Source organism: Mesorhizobium sp. M0184, assembly GCF_040322215.1.
Taxonomy (GTDB): Bacteria; Pseudomonadota; Alphaproteobacteria; order Rhizobiales; family Rhizobiaceae; genus Mesorhizobium.
The window spans coordinates 1-19,345 of the sequence record NZ_JAMYSZ010000046.1; the positions used below are offsets into that span (position 1 = coordinate 1).

Sequence of the window (19,345 nt, forward strand, 5' to 3'; positions counted from 1 at the left end):
AAGCAATGGCGCTGGATGAGTGCGAAAATCGCGCGGAGGAGTTGGCAGCTAAATACGCCGAATATTGCGATCGCCTTCAATCATAAGCTGCCACTCGCGCGGCCTGTCTACAGTGATCGCGGCTTGGCGTGCCGATGTACAGCCGCTTGTTCCATCTGGAAAGCGAGGCGCTGGCGCGCTTTCTTGTCCCCATATCAAGGCCTCTGTCCTGTTGCAGGTGGCGTTCGGCCTGCGGCGCGAGGAAGCCATGAAATTTCAGCCGCAGGCAGCCGCCCGCGCCGATCATATCGCCCTGCAGGCGAGCTGGACGAAAGGCGGGCGGGCAAGGACCGTCCCGGTGACCACGCTGGAACAGCGTCAGGTCCTTGAGCACGTCCTGCGCCTCGTCCCCGGGAGCGGGTCCCTGATCCCTGCTCAGCTGAGCTACGTCGAACACCTCAAAAGGTTCGAGTACCAGACGCTCAAGGCCGGGCTCCGAAATACCCACGGATTCCGCCATGCGTACGCGGCGGCCGCCACGATGGAACGCCCCTCGCCGCGGCTGATGTTTTTAACATTCAGGTGAAAGATGGCCACGAGCCTCTCCACGGCACGGACGGGGTTTCCAAAGGGGGTTTCCCCCTTGGCGCAGCTGCCGGTTTTCTCCGGTTTGCGCCTCCGCAACCGGTTACAAAACCGAGCAAGCATCGCCCCCACGTTGTAATGCGTACACGTTGAGCCGGACCATCTCATCGGCCAGGAGTTCGAGGGTCCAGCGGGCCCGTCCCGGTGGCGGCTTTGAGCAGGCGGTCGCCACCAAAAGCGCCTCCTCCTTGCTCGATAGTTTGGCGCGGCTCCTCGGTGAGCGCTCCCTCCAGGTTCGCTTCCACAAAGCGGCGCCGGGTCCGATAAATCGTCGATCCTGAGACCTTCAAGGTTGCGGCGATCACCTCGTCGTTCACGCCGTCGTTCGCGGCCAAGAGGAGGCGATGCGTAGGTGCGCTGTACGCATTGAGGGCAAATTTCCCAAGAGTTTCCGAGTTGAACCATCAGGAGACGCCAGACGCCTTGTTGTCCACCATCCCGGACTTATCGGGCTTCGGCCGTTGAGCGGGCCTGGGCTTGCGCACGTTGATGCGGGCGACAGTAACCTCACAGGTGCGCTCGCTGAGCGCGACCAGGCGCGTAGGCGGGTCCAGGACCTGCTCCTCAAGCTCGACGCGGCCAACGCCGACCGCGCGGCGCTGACGGCGCGGCTCGCCCTGCAGACGCCCCCGGACTCTGACGATCTGCAACGTCAGGTCACCTCGTTGACCCAGCAGCTGTCTTCGATGACCGCCGATCGCGATGAGATGGTCCGCCACCTGCGCGATCGCCTTGCAAAGGGCGGCGTCGCTGATCCGCGCCTTGTGCACGGCCTTGGCGAACCAGACCCTCTTGAAGGTCCCTTCCGTCTGCGCATTTCGCTGATTGTGAGCAGCCGTTTCAGGCGAGGTTCTGTCGCAAACTTTTCGGAAAGGTCATTTGCTGCATGATGCTTGCTCTTTTCCGGGAGTTTGTCATGTTCAAGGAGCCGCCATTTTGATCGATCCGTGATCCTGCTGTGCGTTCGCTGGTATCTTGCCTACAATCTCAGCCTGCGCGATCTGGAAGAGATGATGGCCGAGCGCGGCATTCACGTCGACCATTCCACTGTCCACCGCTGGGTCGTGCACTTCTCGCTTGAGCTGCTGGACCGATTCAACCGGCGCAAGCGGAGCGTCACTGGAAAATGGCACATGGACGAAACCTACATCAAGGTTCGAGGCCAATGGATGTATCTCTATCGTGCTATCGACAGCCTCGGCGATACGGTCGAATTCTTTTTCAGCGAGAACCGTGACCTGCCGGCGGCCAAACGCTTCTCACGGAAGGCCCTGCAGCGCCATGGCAGGCCGGAACGTATCGCCATCGACGGCAGCCAGACCAATCACGAGGCCATCCGATCTCGCGATCTTGAAAATCGCCTGCGGCATCGATCGCGACGAGCACTGAAGTCGATCAGAATCCGCAAGAGCCAGTATTTCAACAACCGCATCGAACAGGATCATAGGCGCATCAAGCGCCGCGTCCGGTCCATGTTCGGCTTCAAGTCAACCACAACCGCCGAAACTATCCTCTCGGGCATCGAGATGGTTCATATGATGCGCAAACGACAGGCCAGGTTTGCCTACAATCCCACGCCCTCCATTGCCAAGCAGTTCGAAATGCTCGCCGCATGAGCGCCGCGTGACGCTCAACCTGCCCTTGCGACCTCAGCTGGAGTTTGCGACGGAACCGTTGGAATGCCTGCTCGCGGGATGGTAAGATTCGGCTTACGGCCAATTGCGATAGACTAGATGTGGAAAAACCTGCTCCGCGAAGCGGCCGTCCCGCTGGATCGTCAGTTCCTCCACCGCCTCCATGGCTCCCATGCAGTCCGCATACAGGCAATCGTCGAACACCCAATAGCCTCCATCAACCATATATTTTCGGGAGATATCGTAACTATACTTCACCGCTGTGTATATATCACAGTCGATATGGCTTAAACGGACCGCGCCTATATTTTTCAGTGCGTCCTCGGCAGTGTCCTCGAAACGCCCCCGAACCAGATGGAGATTCTCGATCTTCTCCCTCTCGATGATCTCCAGCAGATCTTCGAATTCTGCATCACCGAAATCGCCTGCTCTGTAGAGGTCACGCTGCGGGTCTGTTGGCGGCATACCCTCAAAAGTGTCGAAAGCGTAGACTTTCATGTCGGGATAGAGTTCCTTGCAAACGGCGGCCATAAAGAGCGCGCTGCCGCCGCGATAAGTGCCGAACTCGACGATATGGCCGGCCGCCAGGCTGTCGAAGCCGAAACGTAAGATGAGATAGAGATTCATTCGGTTCTGCTCGGTCAGGACTGTTCGGTTTTGTGCCAGTTCCATTGCCTTATTGTAAAGCTTGTCCTGGTGTAATTGCTCAGCCAGATTGTGGTCCTGCAGGCCTACTCCACGTTGTAAGCCAGCGCGAACATTTCGGCCACGTGATCTCCTAAACGCCTCCCCGAATTCAGGCAGAACTATTGTCATCGAAGAACTCCTCGTCAAAAGATGGCGTGTTCAAGGCATTGTCAGGCTTGCCTTATCCGCCAATTCTACTACTCACTCCACGGTATTCGTCCCATCGGGACAGTCCGTGAATGGCAATTGTTGGCGGCGATGACCGTACATGCAAGTTATTGTTTGTTAAGGTTTTGCGACTAGCAGGTTATGCCATTTCGGCCCCTTCAGCAGCCCTGCGGTCATGGCCCTTGCTCGTCAAGTCTCTTCGAGCGACCATCTCGCCGCTGGAACCATGCTTCTGTCCGTGGTCAATACGAAGACGCCGCATCATGCAACCGGCGCGAGTCCTCCGCGACCCTGTTGCACTGTTTGCAACCGAAAAACTTTCCCCGGACAGCACTGCCAGCGACGAGACTTGGAAGAAGCAATGGAGGAACGGGTGGAATCGCGGTCGTGCCGTGACAAAGCTCCGGCCCGCCGCTGCTGCCGGTTCACCGACCGGATTCTGGAGCATGTCAGGACCCGGCGGTCCAAGAGACCCTGCGCAGCCCCACTTCGAGTCGCTCGGTCTCCCCGTCCCTATGTCTCGGTCTAAGTCAAATCTGGTCGAACCGCCGTTGTACGAGATCCGTATGCCCGGTGGTGTGGCAGGGCTGCGCGGCGCAGGCGTGGGTTATGCGGCTCAGAGAAGAGGCGGCTTGGGCTTGTACAGCGAAGGCACCTGAGGCTCTGGCTCTCGAAATCCTGCACGCAGCCGGTCACAAAGCTCGCCGTTCATTTCGGCGCAGGAGGCCAGCTTCGAGAGGGGCCAGCCCTCACCTCGCTTGTTGACGATCCGGCAGTCGGCGAGCTCGTCGCGGCATCATCGTCCATTGAACAAGTGAGGTTGATGGCCTGTCCACGCTAACAATTCGTGGCCGCGGTTACCCCAGAGAAGTTACCGGTCTTACCACCGATGCTTTCGGCGATCTGATCTTGCCGCAACTCGGGATCGCGACGACTGGCCGGCTGCTGCAACGCGCACATGCAACAGCTGGAGCTGCCCACGGAAGAGCCGCACAAGGCCGGCCTCAGGCAGCGGGCGAACTGATTCCTCTTCTTGCGTTCTTCTTTTTGAACCGTTCATTCATGGCGTCGTGTGCCTTTTGGGAGCCATCGTGAAAGGTTCCGAACAGCAGATCGATCGGCACAGCGCCGTCACTATAATTCACTTCGAAGAACCGGTGATGGAGATAATGCGCATATGTTGCCGCATCGATTTGCGCTTTGCCGTTTACAAAGACGACTTTCCCGAAGCCGCTGTGATCGGGTGCCGGAGTCAGGCCCATGCGCAGCAAATGGTATCCCACCATGAACGGGTTCGAAGGTATAATCCAATTGAGAAGGACGGATGAGAAAAATAGAATGTGCTCCACCGGGTGCATTGCCAAGCCAGACCAGGGCGTCGGATTCGAATTCTTGTGATGGACGCTGTGAATCCAGCGATAGAGGAAGGGCCAGTGGATCAGGCGGTGAATCGCATAGAAATGCACTTCCCGGAATAGTGGCAACAGCAACACGAACAGCGCTAGGTAGATTGGATGCTCGCGGGCGTCGAGATAGGGAATCCACCCGTTCGCCATGGCCCAAAGCGTGAGGACCAGATAGGCTGTCCATATCGGCACAGCACTGAAAAGCGTCAAGAACGCGTTGTCATAGAACTGGTTGCCAAAAAGGAACAGATCGGAGTTCTTTGGCCACCGCCTGTTATACTTGTATTCGGTGTCCTGCGCCCGCTGAACGTAAAGCCTAAGATGCCAGAGGCTGGTCCAGACGAGGATGATGACGAGGTTCTCAAGGAACAGCTGGGCAATCCAGTCGACCCGCAACGACTTCATTTCGGCGAGGTCTGGGATCAAGTACCACCAGTAGAGCACGCCTAAAGCCACGTACAGGGCGTGGAACGGGAACAGATAGCCGTTCCAACCGAACAAGTACTTAAGCAATGTGGCAGGTCTCGGCGGCCAAACAAAGACTGGGGGGATTTCAATATGCTCCGGAGGGGTCCAGCCACCGGTGTCGGGGCGGTCTGTTTCATGGGCCATGGAGGTAATCCTGCGATACGCGGCTGTCGGTCAACTGTTTCGCATCCGTACCAACCAATTTTGCTCGGCGCCACACCACTTTTGATGCGAAACCCTCATCGGACCACTCTCTTACAACCGGAACGTTCAGCGCCCCATAGTATCGGATCACGAAAGTCAGCGGCTATATCGGACGCGGCTACCAGAAAACCTGCACGGCTTGGGCGCGCGCCGACATCCAGCCTTTCCGACCGCTGCCAGTTTCCTTCCAACCTGAACCAGTAGCTTTCGTTTTAGACAAGCTTCGCTAACACGTTCCGTGCGGTAGATTTGAGGCGAGTATCGAAATCTTCGCTTTCTACTCAGATCGAAAGCAATGGGATTAGTTCAATTGGTCCTGCAGCAATTGCCAGGCGCGATTTGAACTTCGCCCAACGCTAAGGGTAACCGAAGCTGAAGTAGCGCACTTCGCCATTCGAAGGCTCTATACATTTTCTCGCATATGCAGTGTGAAGGGGACAGTCGTCTCGCTATATATCTTACTGGAGAGACCAAACCGATAATTAAGGATGTCGATCGCCTGGCGAACCTGCAGGTCTATATTCTGGTCGATAACTAGTGCCATATTCTCGTTTCGCAACATACCTATCGTGTCTTCTGCAAGGCCGTGTCCGATTATTGTTAAACGATCTGATGGACGGACGATAGGGAGCGTCTGCTCTATGGCACTGTTGAAAGCACCCGCATTGTAGATACCTGCGGCATCAGGATGGCTGCGAAGCGCCCGTGAAAGCACATCTCGTATGACAATCTCGTTATCTCGCCCTTCAAGCAGTACCGTGGAGTGCACGCCCGGCGCATAATCTCGAAGGCCGTCGCGAAAGCCCGCGATCCTGTCGGCCTGTGCTCTATACTGGAAGCTGCTATACAATCCAATAAGAGGACCGGGCCGTCGCGCCATCTTGGACATGAAGAAGGCCGAGGCTCTACCAGCTTTATAATGATTAATGCCGACGTAGGCCAACCGGGGCGTGGTCGGCAAATCCGAAAGCATCGTCACAACGGGCACACCTGCGGACGTGATGGAACCGACTGCGTCGAGAACGGCATCGTGCTCCTGACCATAAACAATCAACGCATTGCAGCGCGCCTTCAGAATCGCTTCGGCAACGCGGTGAGGTTTGGTATCGTCCACGAAGGTTCGCTGAAGTGTAATGCTGCGGTCAATCAAGGGTAGGAAGCGCTCGAAAGCGTCGTTGATCTGCGCAACGTAGGGAAGTTCACGTCGGCCTAGCAGTATCTCAAATCGAAGTCCGCTCCGATAGGGCAGCGGCAACGACTTTCCCCAGCCGAGTCGTCGAGCAGCATCGAGGACTTTGCGGGCCGTTTCGGGCTTGACGCCTCCCCGTTCATTCAGTACGCGGTCTACCGTTGCAAGGCCAACGCCCGCAAGCTCTGAAATCAATTTCAATTTTACCCTCATATGAACCTATATCATATCGACTACAAACCAGTAGAGGTAACTCCTCGGTCTAGCGTATAGAAAGAAACCGAAAGGGGCATCTAGATTGCTCATTCCAGTTGTCAAAGTTCGAACCTGCAAGTTAAAATGATGAGAAGGCTGGTCATCGTTGGCGGGGGACAGGCGGGGGGGCGCGTCGCGCAGATCGTATCGAACGCCGGTCGCGATTTCGAGATTACGTTGATCAGCAGTGAGGCACATCCGCCATATAATCGACCTCCCCTTTCGAAAGGCGTCCTCCTCGGCACTTCCGAACTGGCTGACTGCCTTATATGGCGCGAACATGACCTTGCATGGCAGGGTGTCGATCTCGTCGCTAATGTCTCAGCCGCCGTTTTGGAAATCGGGAACAAAGCCGTTCAAACGAGCACCGGACAGGCCATTTCATATGACAAGCTGGTCATCGCGACTGGCTCGTATGTTCGCGAGTTCTCCGTGCCTGGCAGCCACAATCATGGCGTCCACAGTCTCCGGACGTTCGACGATGCGAAAAAGATAGGAAAGCATTTTTCCAAGGGCAAACGACTGATCGTCGTCGGAGGCGGTTTCATCGGCCTGGAGGTTGCGGCAGCTGCGCGGCTGCGAGGAATGAGCGTTTTGGTGGTGGAGGCGTCCGACAGGCTGCTTGCCAGGATCGCCCCGCGGCGCCTGAGCGAGGCCGTCGCGTTGCATCATCATGCTGCCGGGGTCAATTTCAGATTCGGCAGCATGATTGAAAGGTTCGCGGCCGATGCTTCGGGGGCATTGAAATCGGCTCATCTTTCCACCGGTGAGACCATCCCTTGCGACGTGGCGGTTGTGGGCACTGGTGTTAGCGCGAACACCAGCTTGGCAAAGTCGGCTGGCTTAACTGTCGAGGGCGGAATCATCACAGATTCAGGGCTTAGGACGTCGCATTCGGACATTTATGCGTGCGGCGACTGCGCCTCTTTTTGGCACCCCCTCTTCGAGCGGCATATCAGGGTAGAAGCTTGGCGGAATGCCGAAGATCACGCGCGGATCGTTTCGGCCTCTCTTCTCGGGCAGGAGGTGGGGGGCAACTCGGTCCCATTTTTCTGGTCCGACCAATATGATTGGTCGATTCAGATCGTTGGATTGCCGCATCTAGGATCCTCTGCGGTGACCCGTCATATCGGTGACGCTTTCATCCTCTACCATCTTGATGTCGCGGGCCGACTTATAGGTGCCACCGGCTTCGGCAAAGCAGAGATAATCGGGCGCGAAATCCGCCGAGCGAACCATTGGATCTCGGAAAGATTGAACCCCGATCTCAAAGCCCTAGAAAATGGCATGCTCGACTAGCTAGGCTGCAACCTGCACTTATCTCACATCGACATAAATCACGCCGTCCTCGATCTTGGTGGCATAGGTCTTGAGGTTAATACACGCTGGCGGGTTAAGGGCTTCGCCGGTCCTGAAATCGAAGCTACTCGCATGGCGCGGACATTCGATCGTATGATTCATGACGAAGCCGTCGGAGATGTGCGCATACTCATGCGTGCATATGTCATCCGTCACATAACACCGATCCTCAGCAGTGCGAAAAATGGCAAAACTTTTTGAACCGTAGTCCCACCGCTTGACATCGTTCTGTACAATATCGGTCAAGTTCAATGCTTTGATCCAATGAGAATTATCAGACACTACCTGTTCCTTTTCTAGTTCTGCTGGGATGGATGACTGCGACGAGGCACCCTTTCCTGTAGTTTCGTTCAAAACACCACGACGCTCCTGATCGACTTGCCCTCATGCATGAGGTCGAAGCCCTTATTGATGTCCTCGAGCTTCAGCGTATGCGTGATCATAGGGTCGATCTGGATCTTGCCCTCCATGTACCAGTCGACGATCCTCGGCACGTCGGTGCGGCCGCGCGCGCCGCCGAAGGCGGTGCCCATCCAGGTGCGGCCGGTGACCAGCTGGAACGGCCGCGTCGAGATCTCCTGGCCGGCGCCGGCAACGCCGATGATGACCGACTTGCCCCAGCCGCGATGCGACGCTTCTAGCGCCTGCCGCATGACTTTGGTGTTGCCGGTGCAGTCGAACGTATAGTCGGCGCCGCCGATCTGGTCGGCGCCGCGCTTGGTCATGTTGACGAGATGAGCCACGACATCGCCGTCGATCTCCTTCGGATTGACGAAATGCGTCATGCCGAATTTCTCGCCCCAGGCTCGTCTGTCGTTGTTGAGGTCGACGCCGATGATCATGTCGGCGCCGGCAAGGCGAAGGCCCTGGATGACGTTGAGGCCGATGCCGCCGAGGCCGAACACGACCGCCGTCGCGCCTTGCTCGACCTTGGCCGTGTTGATCACAGCGCCGATGCCGGTGGTCACGCCGCAGCCGATGTAGCAGATCTTGTCGAACGGGGCGTCGGCATTGACCTTGGCCACCGCGATCTCGGGCAGCACGGTGAAATTGGAAAAGGTCGAGCAGCCCATGTAGTGGAACAGCCTGTCCTTGCCGATCGAGAAGCGCGAGGTGCCGTCGGGCATCAAGCCCTGTCCCTGGGTGGCGCGGATGGCGGTGCACAGATTGGTCTTGCGCGACAGGCAGGACGGGCACTGCCGGCATTCCGGCGTATAGAGCGGGATGACATGGTCGCCCTTCCTGACCGAGGAGACGCCCTTGCCGACATCGACGACGATGCCGGCGCCCTCTGGCCGAGGATCGCCGGAAACAGGCCTTCCGGATCGGCGCCCGACAGCGTGAACTCGTCGGTGTGGCAGATGCCGGTTGCCTTGATCTCGACCAGCACCTCGCCCTCGCGCGGCCCCTCAAGGTCCACCTCCATGATCTCCAGTGGCTTTCCGGCGGCGACGGCAACGGCGGCACGCGTTTTCATGAAATCTCACTCCGAACAATCCACAAATACACAGGCCTAGATACTGAAAGGCTACACTTGAGCACCAATTGAATCCCACCTCTCCCGGACAAGTCTTCGCAAAAAGAGAGCCTCAGCCCACCTATCGGTGCTATCGTTTCCGTCTGCGGCGGTGATGGCATATGGCTTTGGTCCTAGTTCACAGACGAAAGCGAGAGTGCCGTCCGCAGGAGCCCTGCGCTTCCAGCTTCTGAAACCAAAATCCCACCAGTCAAGAAACAGGTCTACCCACATGCGGTGATGCGGATACGATATCTCAATCTGGACCTGTTCGCGCGATGCCACCCTGCCGTGAAGCGCCCAGCAGTTCTGAAGGACGCGGTGAATATAGCTGGTCTCCTGTGCGGGAACCGGCCATGAAAATTCCCGCCCGACGAGGAAATGGGACAGGTCGCCCACAAGCTTCAGATCCGGCATGCAGTCCAACAAATCCAAAACGAAATAGAGATCTGTGGTCATCCGGTTGCGGTGCGTTTCAAAATAGACAGGAAAATCAACCTGTTCGGCCAGGCGGCGCCATCCTTCGAGAAGCGGCATGCAATCCTGCAGCCAGCGCGGGCGAATGTCCGGCTGTATGTTCAGATGATGAACGCCGCATTCCACAGCGTTCTCAAGGACCGGTTTCAGATCATCGATAGTCTTGGGAAAGCACTGCCCTTCCGCAACCAGCCCCGCAGCTCTCAGCAGGGGGGAAAGCCGTCGCACCAATTGCCGATCTTCCCACTCTCCGCTGACGCCGTCGAATTTCTCATTGACGATCATTTCGACGTTTTCTTCCAACGACCGTTCGAAGCCATCGGTGTGGCGGCGCTCCATTGCCCACAAAGATTGAAGCATAAGAAGCTTTTGTACCATTCCCATTCTCCAGCCGGCAGAGTGGTGGCTTTCTATGCCGCAACAGAGCCGAGCAACGATCGCAGATCGAGCGAAGCGTCGCCAAGGTCCACGGGACTCGGCCGAACCCCATGCTGCATCAATAACCTGGCGACCTTGACGCCGTGTCCGACTTGCCGCTGCGAGCCGAAGCCGCTGAAGCCAACTACTTCCCCATGTTCGCCCAGGTGGAAAATCAAATGGGACTCGTCTTGGCAGAAGCGGTCGACATCGTGACGCGATCTGTCCGGATACCCGGCCACTTGGATTGACTTGTCATATTGATCCGACCACAACCACGGTTCTGGAAGATATGCCTCGGAAATTCCGAGCATGTTGCGCCCCGCCGTTTTTCCTTGGTCGTTTGCCGTTTTCCAGCATTCAAGGCGTGTCCGGGGTCCACCCTCCCATTCGAATGCGCAGGCGTCGCCCGCCGCATAGATGAAAGGATCGCTTGTCCTCAAATGACGATCGACAGCTATGCCGTTGTCGATGGCCAGTCCGGCTTCTTTCGCTAGTTCGACGCGCGGTGACGCGCCCACACAGACAAGGACGGTATTGCTTCTAACAAGGGTACCATCATCAAGCTCAACGCCGCGGACCTCGTTATCACCCACGATCGAAACGATCCGGCTACCAAGGCAGAACTCGACTCCGGCCTGTTCGTGACAGGACTGAACGCGGCGCGCCATTTCTTCCCGCAACGTTCGCATCATGATCCTGCGACCGACTTCAATAACGGTCACTTCACAGCCAAGTGCGCGCGCGCTTGCCGCGACTTCAAGCCCTATGAGGCCTCCGCCAATGATTGCCAATCGGGAACCCGAGCCAATCCTAATCCTTTCTCGAAGCTGAGCGGCGTCCGCAGCATTCCTTAGGGTCAACACGCCTCGGCTGTCGGAACCAGGAATCGGAAGCGTGCGCGCTATGGCTCCAGGTGCCAGGAGCAGCCGTTCATATGCAAGCGTCTGGCCATCCGAAAGGACGAGGTTACGTTCGCCGAGGTCGATGGCTGCCACGTGAGCATTTCGTCGAAAAACAATGGCAAGCTCCTCCATCTTGCCAGGCATGAACAGTCGGTAATCTTCGATGATCCTATCGCCCGTCAGAACGCTCTTAGAGAGCGGCGGGCGCTCATAAGGCAGAACGTCCTGCGTTTCGAGCAGCGTGATCGTGTGCCGCCATCCGCTGGCGCGCAGGGCGAGTGCCGCGCTCACGCCTGCATGTCCCGCTCCCACAATTACCATGCCGCGATCGGTCATGAGTTGCTCCATATCTGTTCCGTTTGGGCGGCTTGTACGCCGTTCTCATGCTGACCCTTGCAGAACAGATTACACAATGTCATCGCTAGAGTTGAGTGTTTCCCATCAAACCGCAGAAGCGGAAATTTGTTATTTGTTGTATGGGATTTTTCACCCCGTCCGAAACCGTCAGCCTCGAATCACTAGGTTGAAACGTTTTCTCCCCACGGTGGCCAACCCAAATGTTCCGCACATCACAACAACGCAACTAGTGGGAGCCGGAAGTCGAGGACGAACTATGCCCTCTTGCTTGCTTCTCTCTGGATTTAGCTAGCTTCGACAACCGAGCCAATTTGAACGGTTCCGAAGATACGATTGGCCTTTGGCCCGTGACTATGTCAGCGACGAGATGGGCAGCCCCAGGCCCGATCCCAAATCCATGGCCCGAGAAACCGCTCGCGATTAGCAAGCCCGGGGTTTCGTCGACCGTGTCGATCACGGGCACCGCATCCGGCGTGACATCGATAGCGCATCCCCAGCTTTCTTCGACTTTGGCGTTGGCAAACTCAGGAAACGCCTTCCGTAGGTTGCTCAGCCCCTCGCTAAGGATCTTTTCCGAGGCCTTTGGGTTGAGAACCCGGGTTACTTCGAAGGGGGTAACCTGGTCCGGTCGCCACGTCATGGGGGTGTTCATCTCCCTAAAGAACTGCTTGCTGAAACGAAGGCGAATTTCATTCCCTTCTGACCGAAACGCGGGCAGAAACTGGAAGAGCAAACGGAAGCTGTCCGGAACGATCTGCGCGATGTTGGCGTTCTTCTGAGCGATCGTATAGCCACCGTCAAAGCGCTTGCGAAAAGCGAAATCCCGACCCGCGACTGCGCACTCGGGAGGTCCCTCAAGTCGCCCCGTACGCATGACCGATCCGATGACCTTCAATTGGGGGAAATCAATGCCCAAGTTGCCGCAGAACAGTCTCGTCCAGGCGCCGGTAGCCAGCACGACGGACCGGCAGCGAATCTCGCCGTGCTCCGTTACGACAGAATGGACCGAGCCCGCCGCTGTCTCGATGCAACGCACAGCGCAATCTTCAATGATTTGCCCGCCGTTTGTGCGCAATGAAGTCGCCATAGCTTGCGTCGCCATGGAAGGTTCGGCGCGTCCATCGCTCGCGGTAAATAGCGCACCTTCCCAATGACCCTTCAGAGTTGGGAAACGCTCTCTCAAACCACCCTGCGTAAGTAGGGAGGAATCGAGATTATGATCCTTGGCGAAACTTAGCCATTCTTCATACTTTTGGATGTCCTTCTTGTCTTTGCACAAATAGTAGATGCCGGTTTTCCGGTATCCAGTCTCAATGCTTGTAAGCGCGTTCATTCCAGCCCAGAGCTTTGCACTGGCGACAGACAAGGGTATCTCGGCTGGATCGCGCCCCATCTTGCGCACCCACCCCCAATTGCGGCTGGATTGTTCGCATGCGACATGCCCTTTTTCACACACGACGACCGATAGCCCGCGTCGTGTAAGGAACAGGGCGGTGGCGATTCCGATAATGCCGCCGCCGACCACAACGACATCTGCTTTCGCGGGTATCGGTCTGGGCGTCTGATTTATTTCGTGAGGAACGGACGAAAATTCGGTGCGCCGATCGGTCATTTGTTGTATCCGCCCACTGCTCCGCCAGAGAGCGACCCTGCCATGGCGGATACGGCAACATGCAACGCAACCATGCCCGGATCGTCAGTTCCGACCCCTTTGGATGGCTCGAGCCGCAGCCTGCCAATGATTGCCGGGCAACTGCGAAATTCCGCCAACGCGTCGGCGGTCGCTTGTTGCGCGGTGGCTCTCATCTCTTCTGCAGTTGAAATCCCCTCAACGCTCCGTGCGACCCGAGCTATTCCGTCCAGCACCGTCTTGTCGCCGAGTCTGGCCTTTGACCGGGCCTGCATCGTCTCAACAGCATTTGACAATGCGGGGGCCATCTCAATCCAGTCAACTTCATGTTTTGTTGACCAAGTCTTTCCCAACGTGATCAGTCCCGTCATTACTACTGCACTCAAGCTTGAGCCCGAGGTCCGCGCAATTGTTTTTGCAATGCGCATTAGACTCTCGCCGACGTCCTCCGGATAGATGGTCTCATCAGCTAGCAACGCCTGTGAAACAGTCGCCAAGGTAGTGCCCATGTCACCGTCACCACCCGCAGCATCAAGCTTGTTAAATCGGTCTTTGCTCTCGACGAGCGCTTGCGCGACGCGCCGCATGGCTATGCCGACATCCGTTCCTGTGAAGGCGGTCGCCATCATGCCCTCCATAGCGGACATTGGGCTGGAGCATTCAACAAGCTGAGCAGTTCGTCGTCGACTTGCATAACACTGACCGAGGCGCCCGCCATTTCCATTGAAGTCGCGTATTCACCAGCGAGTGAGTAGGCGATTTTCAGACCCTCTCCCTCGAGCAGTTGGGCCACTTTGCGGTACAGGATAAAGAGTTCTTCTAGCGGTGTGGCACCGAGGCTATTAACTAGAACCGCTACCTTGGTCCCCGCTACGGGTTTGAGATCGTCCAACAATCGCTCGACCATCTCGGCGGCAATTTCGTCAGCGGGTTTAAGTGCTCCGCGCCATAACCCTTTCTCACCATGAATGCCCATGCCCATTTCAATGGCATCGTCTTCAAGCTCAAATGTCGGTTGGCCGGCCTGCGGTACTGTGCAGGCCGATAGCGCTACCCCTATGGACCGGCAACCAGCCATGGCCTTTTCAGTCACGGCTTTCACCTCAGATAGACTAAGTCCCCTTTCCGCCGCGGCTCCAGCAACCTTGAATGCGAAGATGATCCCAGCCACACCGCGACGGGTCTCCGCTCGATCCTTATCTGCGCTGGCGATATCATCGGCCACAATTACGGTGGCGCAGTCCTTGCCCTCCGCGGTCAACATTTCATTGACCATGCCAAACACCATGGTGTCCCCACCATAATTGGCTATGACTGACAACACGCCGCCGCCGTGGTCGGCCGCCTTCAGGCTTTCCGATATGTCGTCATAGGACGGACCGGCGAACACATGCCCGACAGCGCAGGCATCCAGCAGTCCTTCTCCGACATATCCGGCAAACAGCGGCAAGTGCCCGAACCCACCGCCGGACACAACTCCAACCTTGCCCCCGGCCTTTTTCTTGGCTCGTTCAACGACCCGTCTGTTGCTGCCGGAAATCTTATAGGCACCCTGGTGCGCCAAGCTCATCCCCGCCAGCGCTTCATCCACATATTTCTCAGGACTGTTGATCAGCTTCTTCATGTTCTCGCTCTGCCAGTCTATCGCTTCAGTTCTTATCCGGTGGGGCCACAAGCCACTGCGGTGTTTTCAAAAGCCCTCGCAATCCGTTGGGCTCGGCATTGGCATAGGTAAATGCGGAGGGTTCGCCGGGTTGTGGAACTCAGCCGTGTACTTCATTGGAGCTGCAACCCTGGCGGTGGCACAAACAGGCCGCCACGCTCACGTTCCAGCGTCCGTCCGATCCGAAGCGCCAAGGCATCGTTGAATTTTCTGACAACAATCTGCAGGCCAGCTGGCAGGCCATTCGATGTCAACCCGACCGGCACCACCAGGCTGGCGAGATCGAGATAGTTCACCAGTCTTCCAAAATGATTGGGAGGTTGGCTTTCGTCTACTTCGGCAAGCGGTACGGGACTTCGATGCGAGCCAGGCGCGACGAACGCGTCAAATCCAACTGCCGCTTCCTGAAAGCCGATCTGGGCCAGGCGGCGGGTTTCGAGAAGGCGGTAGTAAGCTGGGCCGCTGATGTCTCGGCCACGGCTGATGCGTTCTGCAATGACCGGATTCACAGGGCTTTCCGGATGGTCGACATAAGCGCTGAGGAGGGCATAGCTCTCGACGCTCATGATTTCGCCGCCACGGCCGAGATAATCGCTAATGGACAATGGCAAAGCGATTTTGTGGAATTGGGCGCCAAGAGCCGTCAGTTCGGCGATGGCGCGATCATACAGCATCCGGATGTCGGGCTCGACGCCTGCCAAATCGCGCTCGGGGAGCATTCCGATCCGCAGGCCCTTCACGCCATCCTCGATCGTGGCAAGAGAACGCACCGAGTGAACCTGCCACGTGGCAACATCGCGAGGATCTGAGCCCGCCATAGCTTCCAACAGAAGCGCGGCGTCTCGGACCGTGCGGGTCATCGGCCCGACGCTGTCATGTGTCGGGCACAGCGGCACCACGCCGCCGCGCCCGACTAGCCCGACTGAAGTTTTGAGGCCGACGATCCCGCACCAGGCGGCAGGCGTGCGGATAGAGCCGCCAGTATCGGTACCCAAAGCGGCTGGGGCAAATCCACCCGCGACCGCTACTGCCGAGCCGCTGCTTGACCCCCCGGCAACGACGCGAGTTTCCAGACCCCAGGGATTGCACGCCGCGCCCTGAACTGGGTTTGTTCCCCATCCGCCATAGGCAAACTCAACCATGTTGGTGCGGCCGATGGCGATCATGCCTGCGGATTCGAGCTTTTCGACCGCATTTGCCGAGCGGATTGGCAGCCTGTCATTCAGAGCGTTGGAGCCAGCATGCGTGCCATGCCCGGCCTGATCGAAGATGTCCTTCACGGCTAGCGGGACGCCGAGCAGAGGGGACGTGGAAATTCCGTTAGCTCGTGCTTCGTCTGCGGCTCGGGCGCGTGCCAGAGCGCCATTCTCGTCGACCTGACAAAAGGCGTGCAGTCGGCCATCCCAGGCCGCTATGCGCCTGAAGAGTTCGGTTACAGCCTCAACGGACGACAGTTCCCGCCGAGCGAAGCGATCCGACAGTTGCTCGATTGACCAGAACGGGTCAAATGTCATTGAACAAATCCTCTGGTGTGGTGCTAGGCAGCCGATCCGCGACTTCCAATCACTGCGTCAACGACCAAGACTGCCGCTACGTTGACGACGACGATGAGCGACGACACGGCAAACACCGCCGGGCTAAAGGATGTATTTGCCTGTTGGAAAAGCCAGATGGAGAGCGGGAAGACATCGACGGAGTAGAGAAAATAGCTCAGCGTGAATTCGTTGAAAGACAAGATGAAGACGAGGATGGCACCAGAGGCGATACCGCCGCTGGCAAGCGGCAAGACGATCTCCCGAAAGACCTTGGGCGCGGAAGCACCAAGCGTCATCGCAGCCTCCTCCAACATGGGATCAATACCGCGCATCGCCGCCATGCAGTTTCGCATGAGGAACGGCAGCCCGATGATCGAATGGGCGACTACGATCTGAAAAATACCAAAATCGAAACCGGAGGCGCTTACCAGCACCAGCAAGGCAATTCCCAGAACTACGGCTGGAAATACCACCGGCAGGCCGATCAACTCTTCGATAAGTGTCTTACCCGCGAAACGATATCGGACCAGCGCATAGGAAGCCGGAACACCGGCCAGCACACACACAAGCGCAGTCAGGGCCGCGATTTCCAAGCTGACAAGCAGTGATTCTCGCAATCTCGCGATCCCCGGGCCGGGACCGACCAGCATTGTCCAGACCTCCTGGTACCAGCGCAGTGAAAGCGCCGGCGGCGGAAACTGCAGCGTCTCGCCGCTAGTGAATGAGATCACCAGGACCATGCAGATTGGTGCAAGCATCAGCGCCAGCAGCAAGCAAGTGATACCTTTGACAAGCTGCCACTCGATTCCGGCACGCCCGGTTGCGGTCGGCATGCTCATCCCTTGATCTCCACGTTGGTCCGCACGATGAGGCGGTTGAGCGACTGTACGGCGAGTGCCAACAGGATCAGCAAGACTGACAGCGCGGCACCGAGCGGCCAGTTGGAAAACGTGCCCATCTGATCGCGGATTACGACCGCAATGGTCATCACCTTCAACCCGCCCAGCAGCAACGGCACGACAAACGCACCCGTGTTGACCCCGAAGACAAGAATGGCGCCCGCAGCTATACCCGGCCAGGCCAACGGCAGAAGTATGTGGCGATAGGTTCTGATCCGGTTTGCTCCAAGAACATTTGCTGCCTCTTCAAGCGATAGAGGGATTGAGCGCAGCGCGGCGGCGGTGGGCAGGACGGCAAGCGGGATGCTCGTCTGAACGAGTCCGAGCATGACACCCGTGCGGTTGAAGAGCAGCGAGAAGGGCCGTTCGATTCCCGTTAAGCCTGAAATCGCTTGGTCGAGGAGCCCATTCGGCCCGAGAATAGCTATCCAGCCGAAGCTTTGCACGAGCAGACTAATGATCATCGGCAACAGGATTGCAATTAGCACGAGCCGTCGGGCAAATGCTGATGTCGTCCGTGTCAGAAAAAGCGCGATGGGGAAGGCTACGAGCGTTGTTATCAGGGCACTCAGCAGTGCCATCCAGATTGTGTCTACTATGATGCCGATGTTTCTGGAGCTGGCCAATTGCGTGTAGGCCCTTAAACTCCAGCCTGTCCATTCGGCATTCCGTTCTCCGACGCTCATGCGCAGGACGACCAGGGCGCAGACCAAGAGGAGACCGATCAGCGTGCCAGCTGGAAGAAGAAGAAGCCTGATCGGCGGCTTGCGCATGGGCGCGTCTTTTTCCATCGGCGGAAGCGGAGCGATGGAGTTCTCGATCGCGGTCATTGGCTAACAATTCTCGCTTTGTCGGAATCGATTGTAACCCAAGCGGTATCGCCGGCAGATGAAGCGAGCCTGTTTTCGGTCGACTGCGCAATAAGCGTGTTGCCACCGGGAAGTACGATCTGCCAGCGGTAGAGACCACTGCGAAACTGCGACGACACCACCTTGCCCTCAAAAGCGCCGCCGGGGTCAATGGAATGAACAATTGTCTGCTCGGGCCGAAAAATGACAAACGCTCCTTCACCTATGTCGGTGCAATTTGCGACACGGATTGCGAGCCCGGCATCGGTCTGCACCAACGATGTCCCGTTCGCATGGTCGAGTACGCGCGCGATCCGAAGGGTGTTGGTGTCGCCGAGAAAATCGGAAACGAACCTAGAATTCGGTGCCTCATAGATCTCCTCCGGTGCCCCGGCTTGCAAAATCTTGCCAGCATTCATGATGATGACGCGGTCCGACATCATAGAAGCCGTTTCCTGATCGTGCGTGACGTAGACGGCGGCAATGCCGAGGTGCTTTTGGATCGCCCTAAGTTCGACGGCCATATAGTCACGAAGGCGTCGGTCGAGTGCCGCCATAGGCTCGTCGAAAAGGACCAGCGCCGGTTCAGTCACCAATGTCCGCGCCAAGGCTACCCGCTGAAGCTGCCCACCGCTCAGCTCGCTTGGTCGCCGTTCCGCAAACTTTTCCGGCGAAAGCTGTACGAGTTCCAAGGCTTTGGCGACCTTGGTTTCGATCAGCTTGCTGTCAAGACCCTGCATGCGCAAGCCAAAGGCGACATTTTGTTTGACGCTCATGTGAGGAAAGATTGCCAACGACTGGAAAACCAAACCGACATTGCGCTTGTGGGGCGGCTTTCCCGCAACGTCTTTGCCGAGAATGCGAACCTCTCCGGAGGTCGGCGATTCCAATCCTGCAATGATGCGCATGGTCGTCGTCTTACCGCAGCCGGAGGGACCGAGGATTGAGATGATCTCGCCCTGTTGCACGTCCAGATCTATGTGGTCGACAGCTCTCACAGCACCTTGAGCGAAGGTGCGTGAAAGGTTGCGGACCTCAAGGACAGGATTCTGTTTCATGTCACCTCAGAAGGTAGCGTTCTTGGAATGATGGGGGCCGGTGTTG

General features: G+C 57.5%; 17 protein-coding genes and 2 pseudogenes. 3 read left to right on the forward strand and 16 right to left on the reverse strand.

Features of this window, described 5'->3' with window-relative positions:
• Positions 1–247: 247 nt before the first annotated feature.
• On the forward strand, positions 248–565 hold the full coding sequence (locus NKJ23_RS31480) for a site-specific integrase (RefSeq protein WP_352684614.1): 318 nt from the start codon (positions 248–250) through the stop codon (positions 563–565).
• 138 nt (positions 566–703) lie between these two features.
• Here NKJ23_RS31480 and NKJ23_RS31485 read toward each other — a convergent pair.
• Both NKJ23_RS31485 and NKJ23_RS31490 read right to left on the reverse strand, forming a co-directional pair.
• Positions 704–968 (reverse strand): annotated as a pseudogene (locus NKJ23_RS31485) (helix-turn-helix domain-containing protein); the annotation flags it as partial.
• Between the two features lie 60 nt (positions 969–1,028).
• Positions 1,029–1,394: a hypothetical protein gene (locus NKJ23_RS31490; RefSeq protein ID WP_352684569.1), complete on the reverse strand. Its 366-nt coding sequence runs from the start codon at positions 1,392–1,394 to the stop codon at positions 1,029–1,031.
• A 141-nt stretch (positions 1,395–1,535) separates the two neighbouring features.
• On the opposite strand from NKJ23_RS31490, the gene NKJ23_RS31495 reads away from it, so the two are divergent.
• Complete coding sequence (locus tag NKJ23_RS31495) at positions 1,536–2,240, forward strand: IS6 family transposase (protein WP_352684571.1); 705 nt, start codon at positions 1,536–1,538, stop codon at positions 2,238–2,240.
• A 93-nt stretch (positions 2,241–2,333) separates the two neighbouring features.
• On the opposite strand, the gene NKJ23_RS31500 is transcribed toward NKJ23_RS31495, so the two are convergent.
• The 3 genes from NKJ23_RS31500 to NKJ23_RS31510 all read right to left on the reverse strand — a co-directional run bounded on the left by NKJ23_RS31500 (position 2,334) and on the right by NKJ23_RS31510 (position 6,581).
• Entirely contained in the window at positions 2,334–3,074 is a 741-nt protein-coding gene (locus NKJ23_RS31500; protein WP_352684573.1) for a TylF/MycF/NovP-related O-methyltransferase, read from the reverse strand.
• A 1,043-nt stretch (positions 3,075–4,117) separates the two neighbouring features.
• Positions 4,118–5,131, reverse strand: a complete 1,014-nt coding sequence (locus tag NKJ23_RS31505; RefSeq protein ID WP_352684575.1) for a sterol desaturase family protein — start codon at positions 5,129–5,131, stop codon at positions 4,118–4,120.
• A 463-nt stretch (positions 5,132–5,594) separates the two neighbouring features.
• A complete protein-coding gene (locus NKJ23_RS31510) occupies positions 5,595–6,581 on the reverse strand; it encodes a LacI family DNA-binding transcriptional regulator (protein ID WP_352684577.1) in 987 nt (328 codons plus the stop codon).
• A 138-nt stretch (positions 6,582–6,719) separates the two neighbouring features.
• On the opposite strand from NKJ23_RS31510, the gene NKJ23_RS31515 reads away from it, so the two are divergent.
• A complete protein-coding gene (locus NKJ23_RS31515) occupies positions 6,720–7,934 on the forward strand; it encodes an NAD(P)/FAD-dependent oxidoreductase (RefSeq protein ID WP_352684579.1) in 1,215 nt (404 codons plus the stop codon).
• Between the two features lie 18 nt (positions 7,935–7,952).
• On the opposite strand, the gene NKJ23_RS31520 is transcribed toward NKJ23_RS31515, so the two are convergent.
• The 11 genes and pseudogenes from NKJ23_RS31520 to NKJ23_RS31570 all read right to left on the reverse strand — a co-directional run bounded on the left by NKJ23_RS31520 (position 7,953) and on the right by NKJ23_RS31570 (position 19,299).
• Positions 7,953–8,348: a MocE family 2Fe-2S type ferredoxin gene (locus NKJ23_RS31520; RefSeq protein WP_502902597.1), complete on the reverse strand. Its 396-nt coding sequence runs from the start codon at positions 8,346–8,348 to the stop codon at positions 7,953–7,955.
• A pseudogene (locus NKJ23_RS31525) lies at positions 8,345–9,471 on the reverse strand (S-(hydroxymethyl)glutathione dehydrogenase/class III alcohol dehydrogenase). The gene NKJ23_RS31520 and the pseudogene NKJ23_RS31525 overlap by 4 nt, the downstream one beginning before the upstream one ends.
• Positions 9,472–9,522: 51 nt before the next feature.
• Positions 9,523–10,365, reverse strand: coding sequence for an IolE/MocC family protein (locus NKJ23_RS31530; RefSeq protein ID WP_352684581.1), 843 nt, complete (start codon positions 10,363–10,365; stop codon positions 9,523–9,525).
• Between the two features lie 32 nt (positions 10,366–10,397).
• Positions 10,398–11,645: an NAD(P)/FAD-dependent oxidoreductase gene (locus NKJ23_RS31535; protein WP_352684583.1), complete on the reverse strand. Its 1,248-nt coding sequence runs from the start codon at positions 11,643–11,645 to the stop codon at positions 10,398–10,400.
• A gap of 247 nt (positions 11,646–11,892) precedes the next feature.
• Positions 11,893–13,278 carry an NAD(P)/FAD-dependent oxidoreductase gene (locus NKJ23_RS31540; RefSeq protein WP_352684585.1) on the reverse strand — a complete coding sequence of 462 codons (1,386 nt, stop codon included), beginning with the start codon at positions 13,276–13,278 and terminating at the stop codon, positions 11,893–11,895.
• Positions 13,275–13,925: a DAK2 domain-containing protein gene (locus tag NKJ23_RS31545; RefSeq protein ID WP_352684587.1), complete on the reverse strand. Its 651-nt coding sequence runs from the start codon at positions 13,923–13,925 to the stop codon at positions 13,275–13,277. The genes NKJ23_RS31540 and NKJ23_RS31545 overlap by 4 nt, the downstream gene beginning before the upstream one ends.
• Entirely contained in the window at positions 13,922–14,920 is a 999-nt protein-coding gene (locus NKJ23_RS31550) for a dihydroxyacetone kinase subunit DhaK (RefSeq protein WP_352684589.1), read from the reverse strand. Before NKJ23_RS31550 ends, NKJ23_RS31545 begins: the two co-directional genes overlap by 4 nt.
• 152 nt (positions 14,921–15,072) lie before the next feature.
• A complete protein-coding gene (locus tag NKJ23_RS31555) occupies positions 15,073–16,473 on the reverse strand; it encodes an amidase (protein WP_352684591.1) in 1,401 nt (466 codons plus the stop codon).
• A 23-nt stretch (positions 16,474–16,496) separates the two neighbouring features.
• Positions 16,497–17,333 (reverse strand): ABC transporter permease, encoded by an 837-nt coding sequence (locus NKJ23_RS31560; RefSeq protein WP_352684593.1) that lies wholly within the window; start codon positions 17,331–17,333, stop codon positions 16,497–16,499.
• Positions 17,330–18,223 (reverse strand): ABC transporter permease, encoded by an 894-nt coding sequence (locus tag NKJ23_RS31565; RefSeq protein ID WP_352684595.1) that lies wholly within the window; start codon positions 18,221–18,223, stop codon positions 17,330–17,332. Before NKJ23_RS31565 ends, NKJ23_RS31560 begins: the two co-directional genes overlap by 4 nt.
• A complete protein-coding gene (locus tag NKJ23_RS31570) occupies positions 18,220–19,299 on the reverse strand; it encodes an ABC transporter ATP-binding protein (protein ID WP_352684598.1) in 1,080 nt (359 codons plus the stop codon). Before NKJ23_RS31570 ends, NKJ23_RS31565 begins: the two co-directional genes overlap by 4 nt.
• Between the last annotated feature and the right edge of the window lie 46 nt (positions 19,300–19,345).

What these genes read in the sequence shown, in the direction of transcription:
- NKJ23_RS31560 (WP_352684593.1), bottom strand. Translation starts at nt 17,333, where the DNA reads ATGAGCATGCCGACCGCAACCGGGCGTGCCGGAATCGAGTGGCAGCTT.
- NKJ23_RS31565 (WP_352684595.1), bottom strand. Translation starts at nt 18,223, where the DNA reads ATGACCGCGATCGAGAACTCCATCGCTCCGCTTCCGCCGATGGAAAAA.
- NKJ23_RS31530 (WP_352684581.1), bottom strand. Translation starts at nt 10,365, where the DNA reads ATGGTACAAAAGCTTCTTATGCTTCAATCTTTGTGGGCAATGGAGCGC.
- NKJ23_RS31500 (WP_352684573.1), bottom strand. Translation starts at nt 3,074, where the DNA reads ATGACAATAGTTCTGCCTGAATTCGGGGAGGCGTTTAGGAGATCACGT.
- NKJ23_RS31535 (WP_352684583.1), bottom strand. Translation starts at nt 11,645, where the DNA reads ATGACCGATCGCGGCATGGTAATTGTGGGAGCGGGACATGCAGGCGTG.
- NKJ23_RS31545 (WP_352684587.1), bottom strand. Translation starts at nt 13,925, where the DNA reads ATGATGGCGACCGCCTTCACAGGAACGGATGTCGGCATAGCCATGCGG.
- NKJ23_RS31505 (WP_352684575.1), bottom strand. Translation starts at nt 5,131, where the DNA reads ATGGCCCATGAAACAGACCGCCCCGACACCGGTGGCTGGACCCCTCCG.
- NKJ23_RS31555 (WP_352684591.1), bottom strand. Translation starts at nt 16,473, where the DNA reads ATGACATTTGACCCGTTCTGGTCAATCGAGCAACTGTCGGATCGCTTC.
- NKJ23_RS31480 (WP_352684614.1), top strand. Translation starts at nt 248, where the DNA reads ATGAAATTTCAGCCGCAGGCAGCCGCCCGCGCCGATCATATCGCCCTG.
- NKJ23_RS31570 (WP_352684598.1), bottom strand. Translation starts at nt 19,299, where the DNA reads ATGAAACAGAATCCTGTCCTTGAGGTCCGCAACCTTTCACGCACCTTC.
- NKJ23_RS31515 (WP_352684579.1), top strand. Translation starts at nt 6,720, where the DNA reads ATGATGAGAAGGCTGGTCATCGTTGGCGGGGGACAGGCGGGGGGGCGC.
- NKJ23_RS31540 (WP_352684585.1), bottom strand. Translation starts at nt 13,278, where the DNA reads ATGACCGATCGGCGCACCGAATTTTCGTCCGTTCCTCACGAAATAAAT.
- NKJ23_RS31550 (WP_352684589.1), bottom strand. Translation starts at nt 14,920, where the DNA reads ATGAAGAAGCTGATCAACAGTCCTGAGAAATATGTGGATGAAGCGCTG.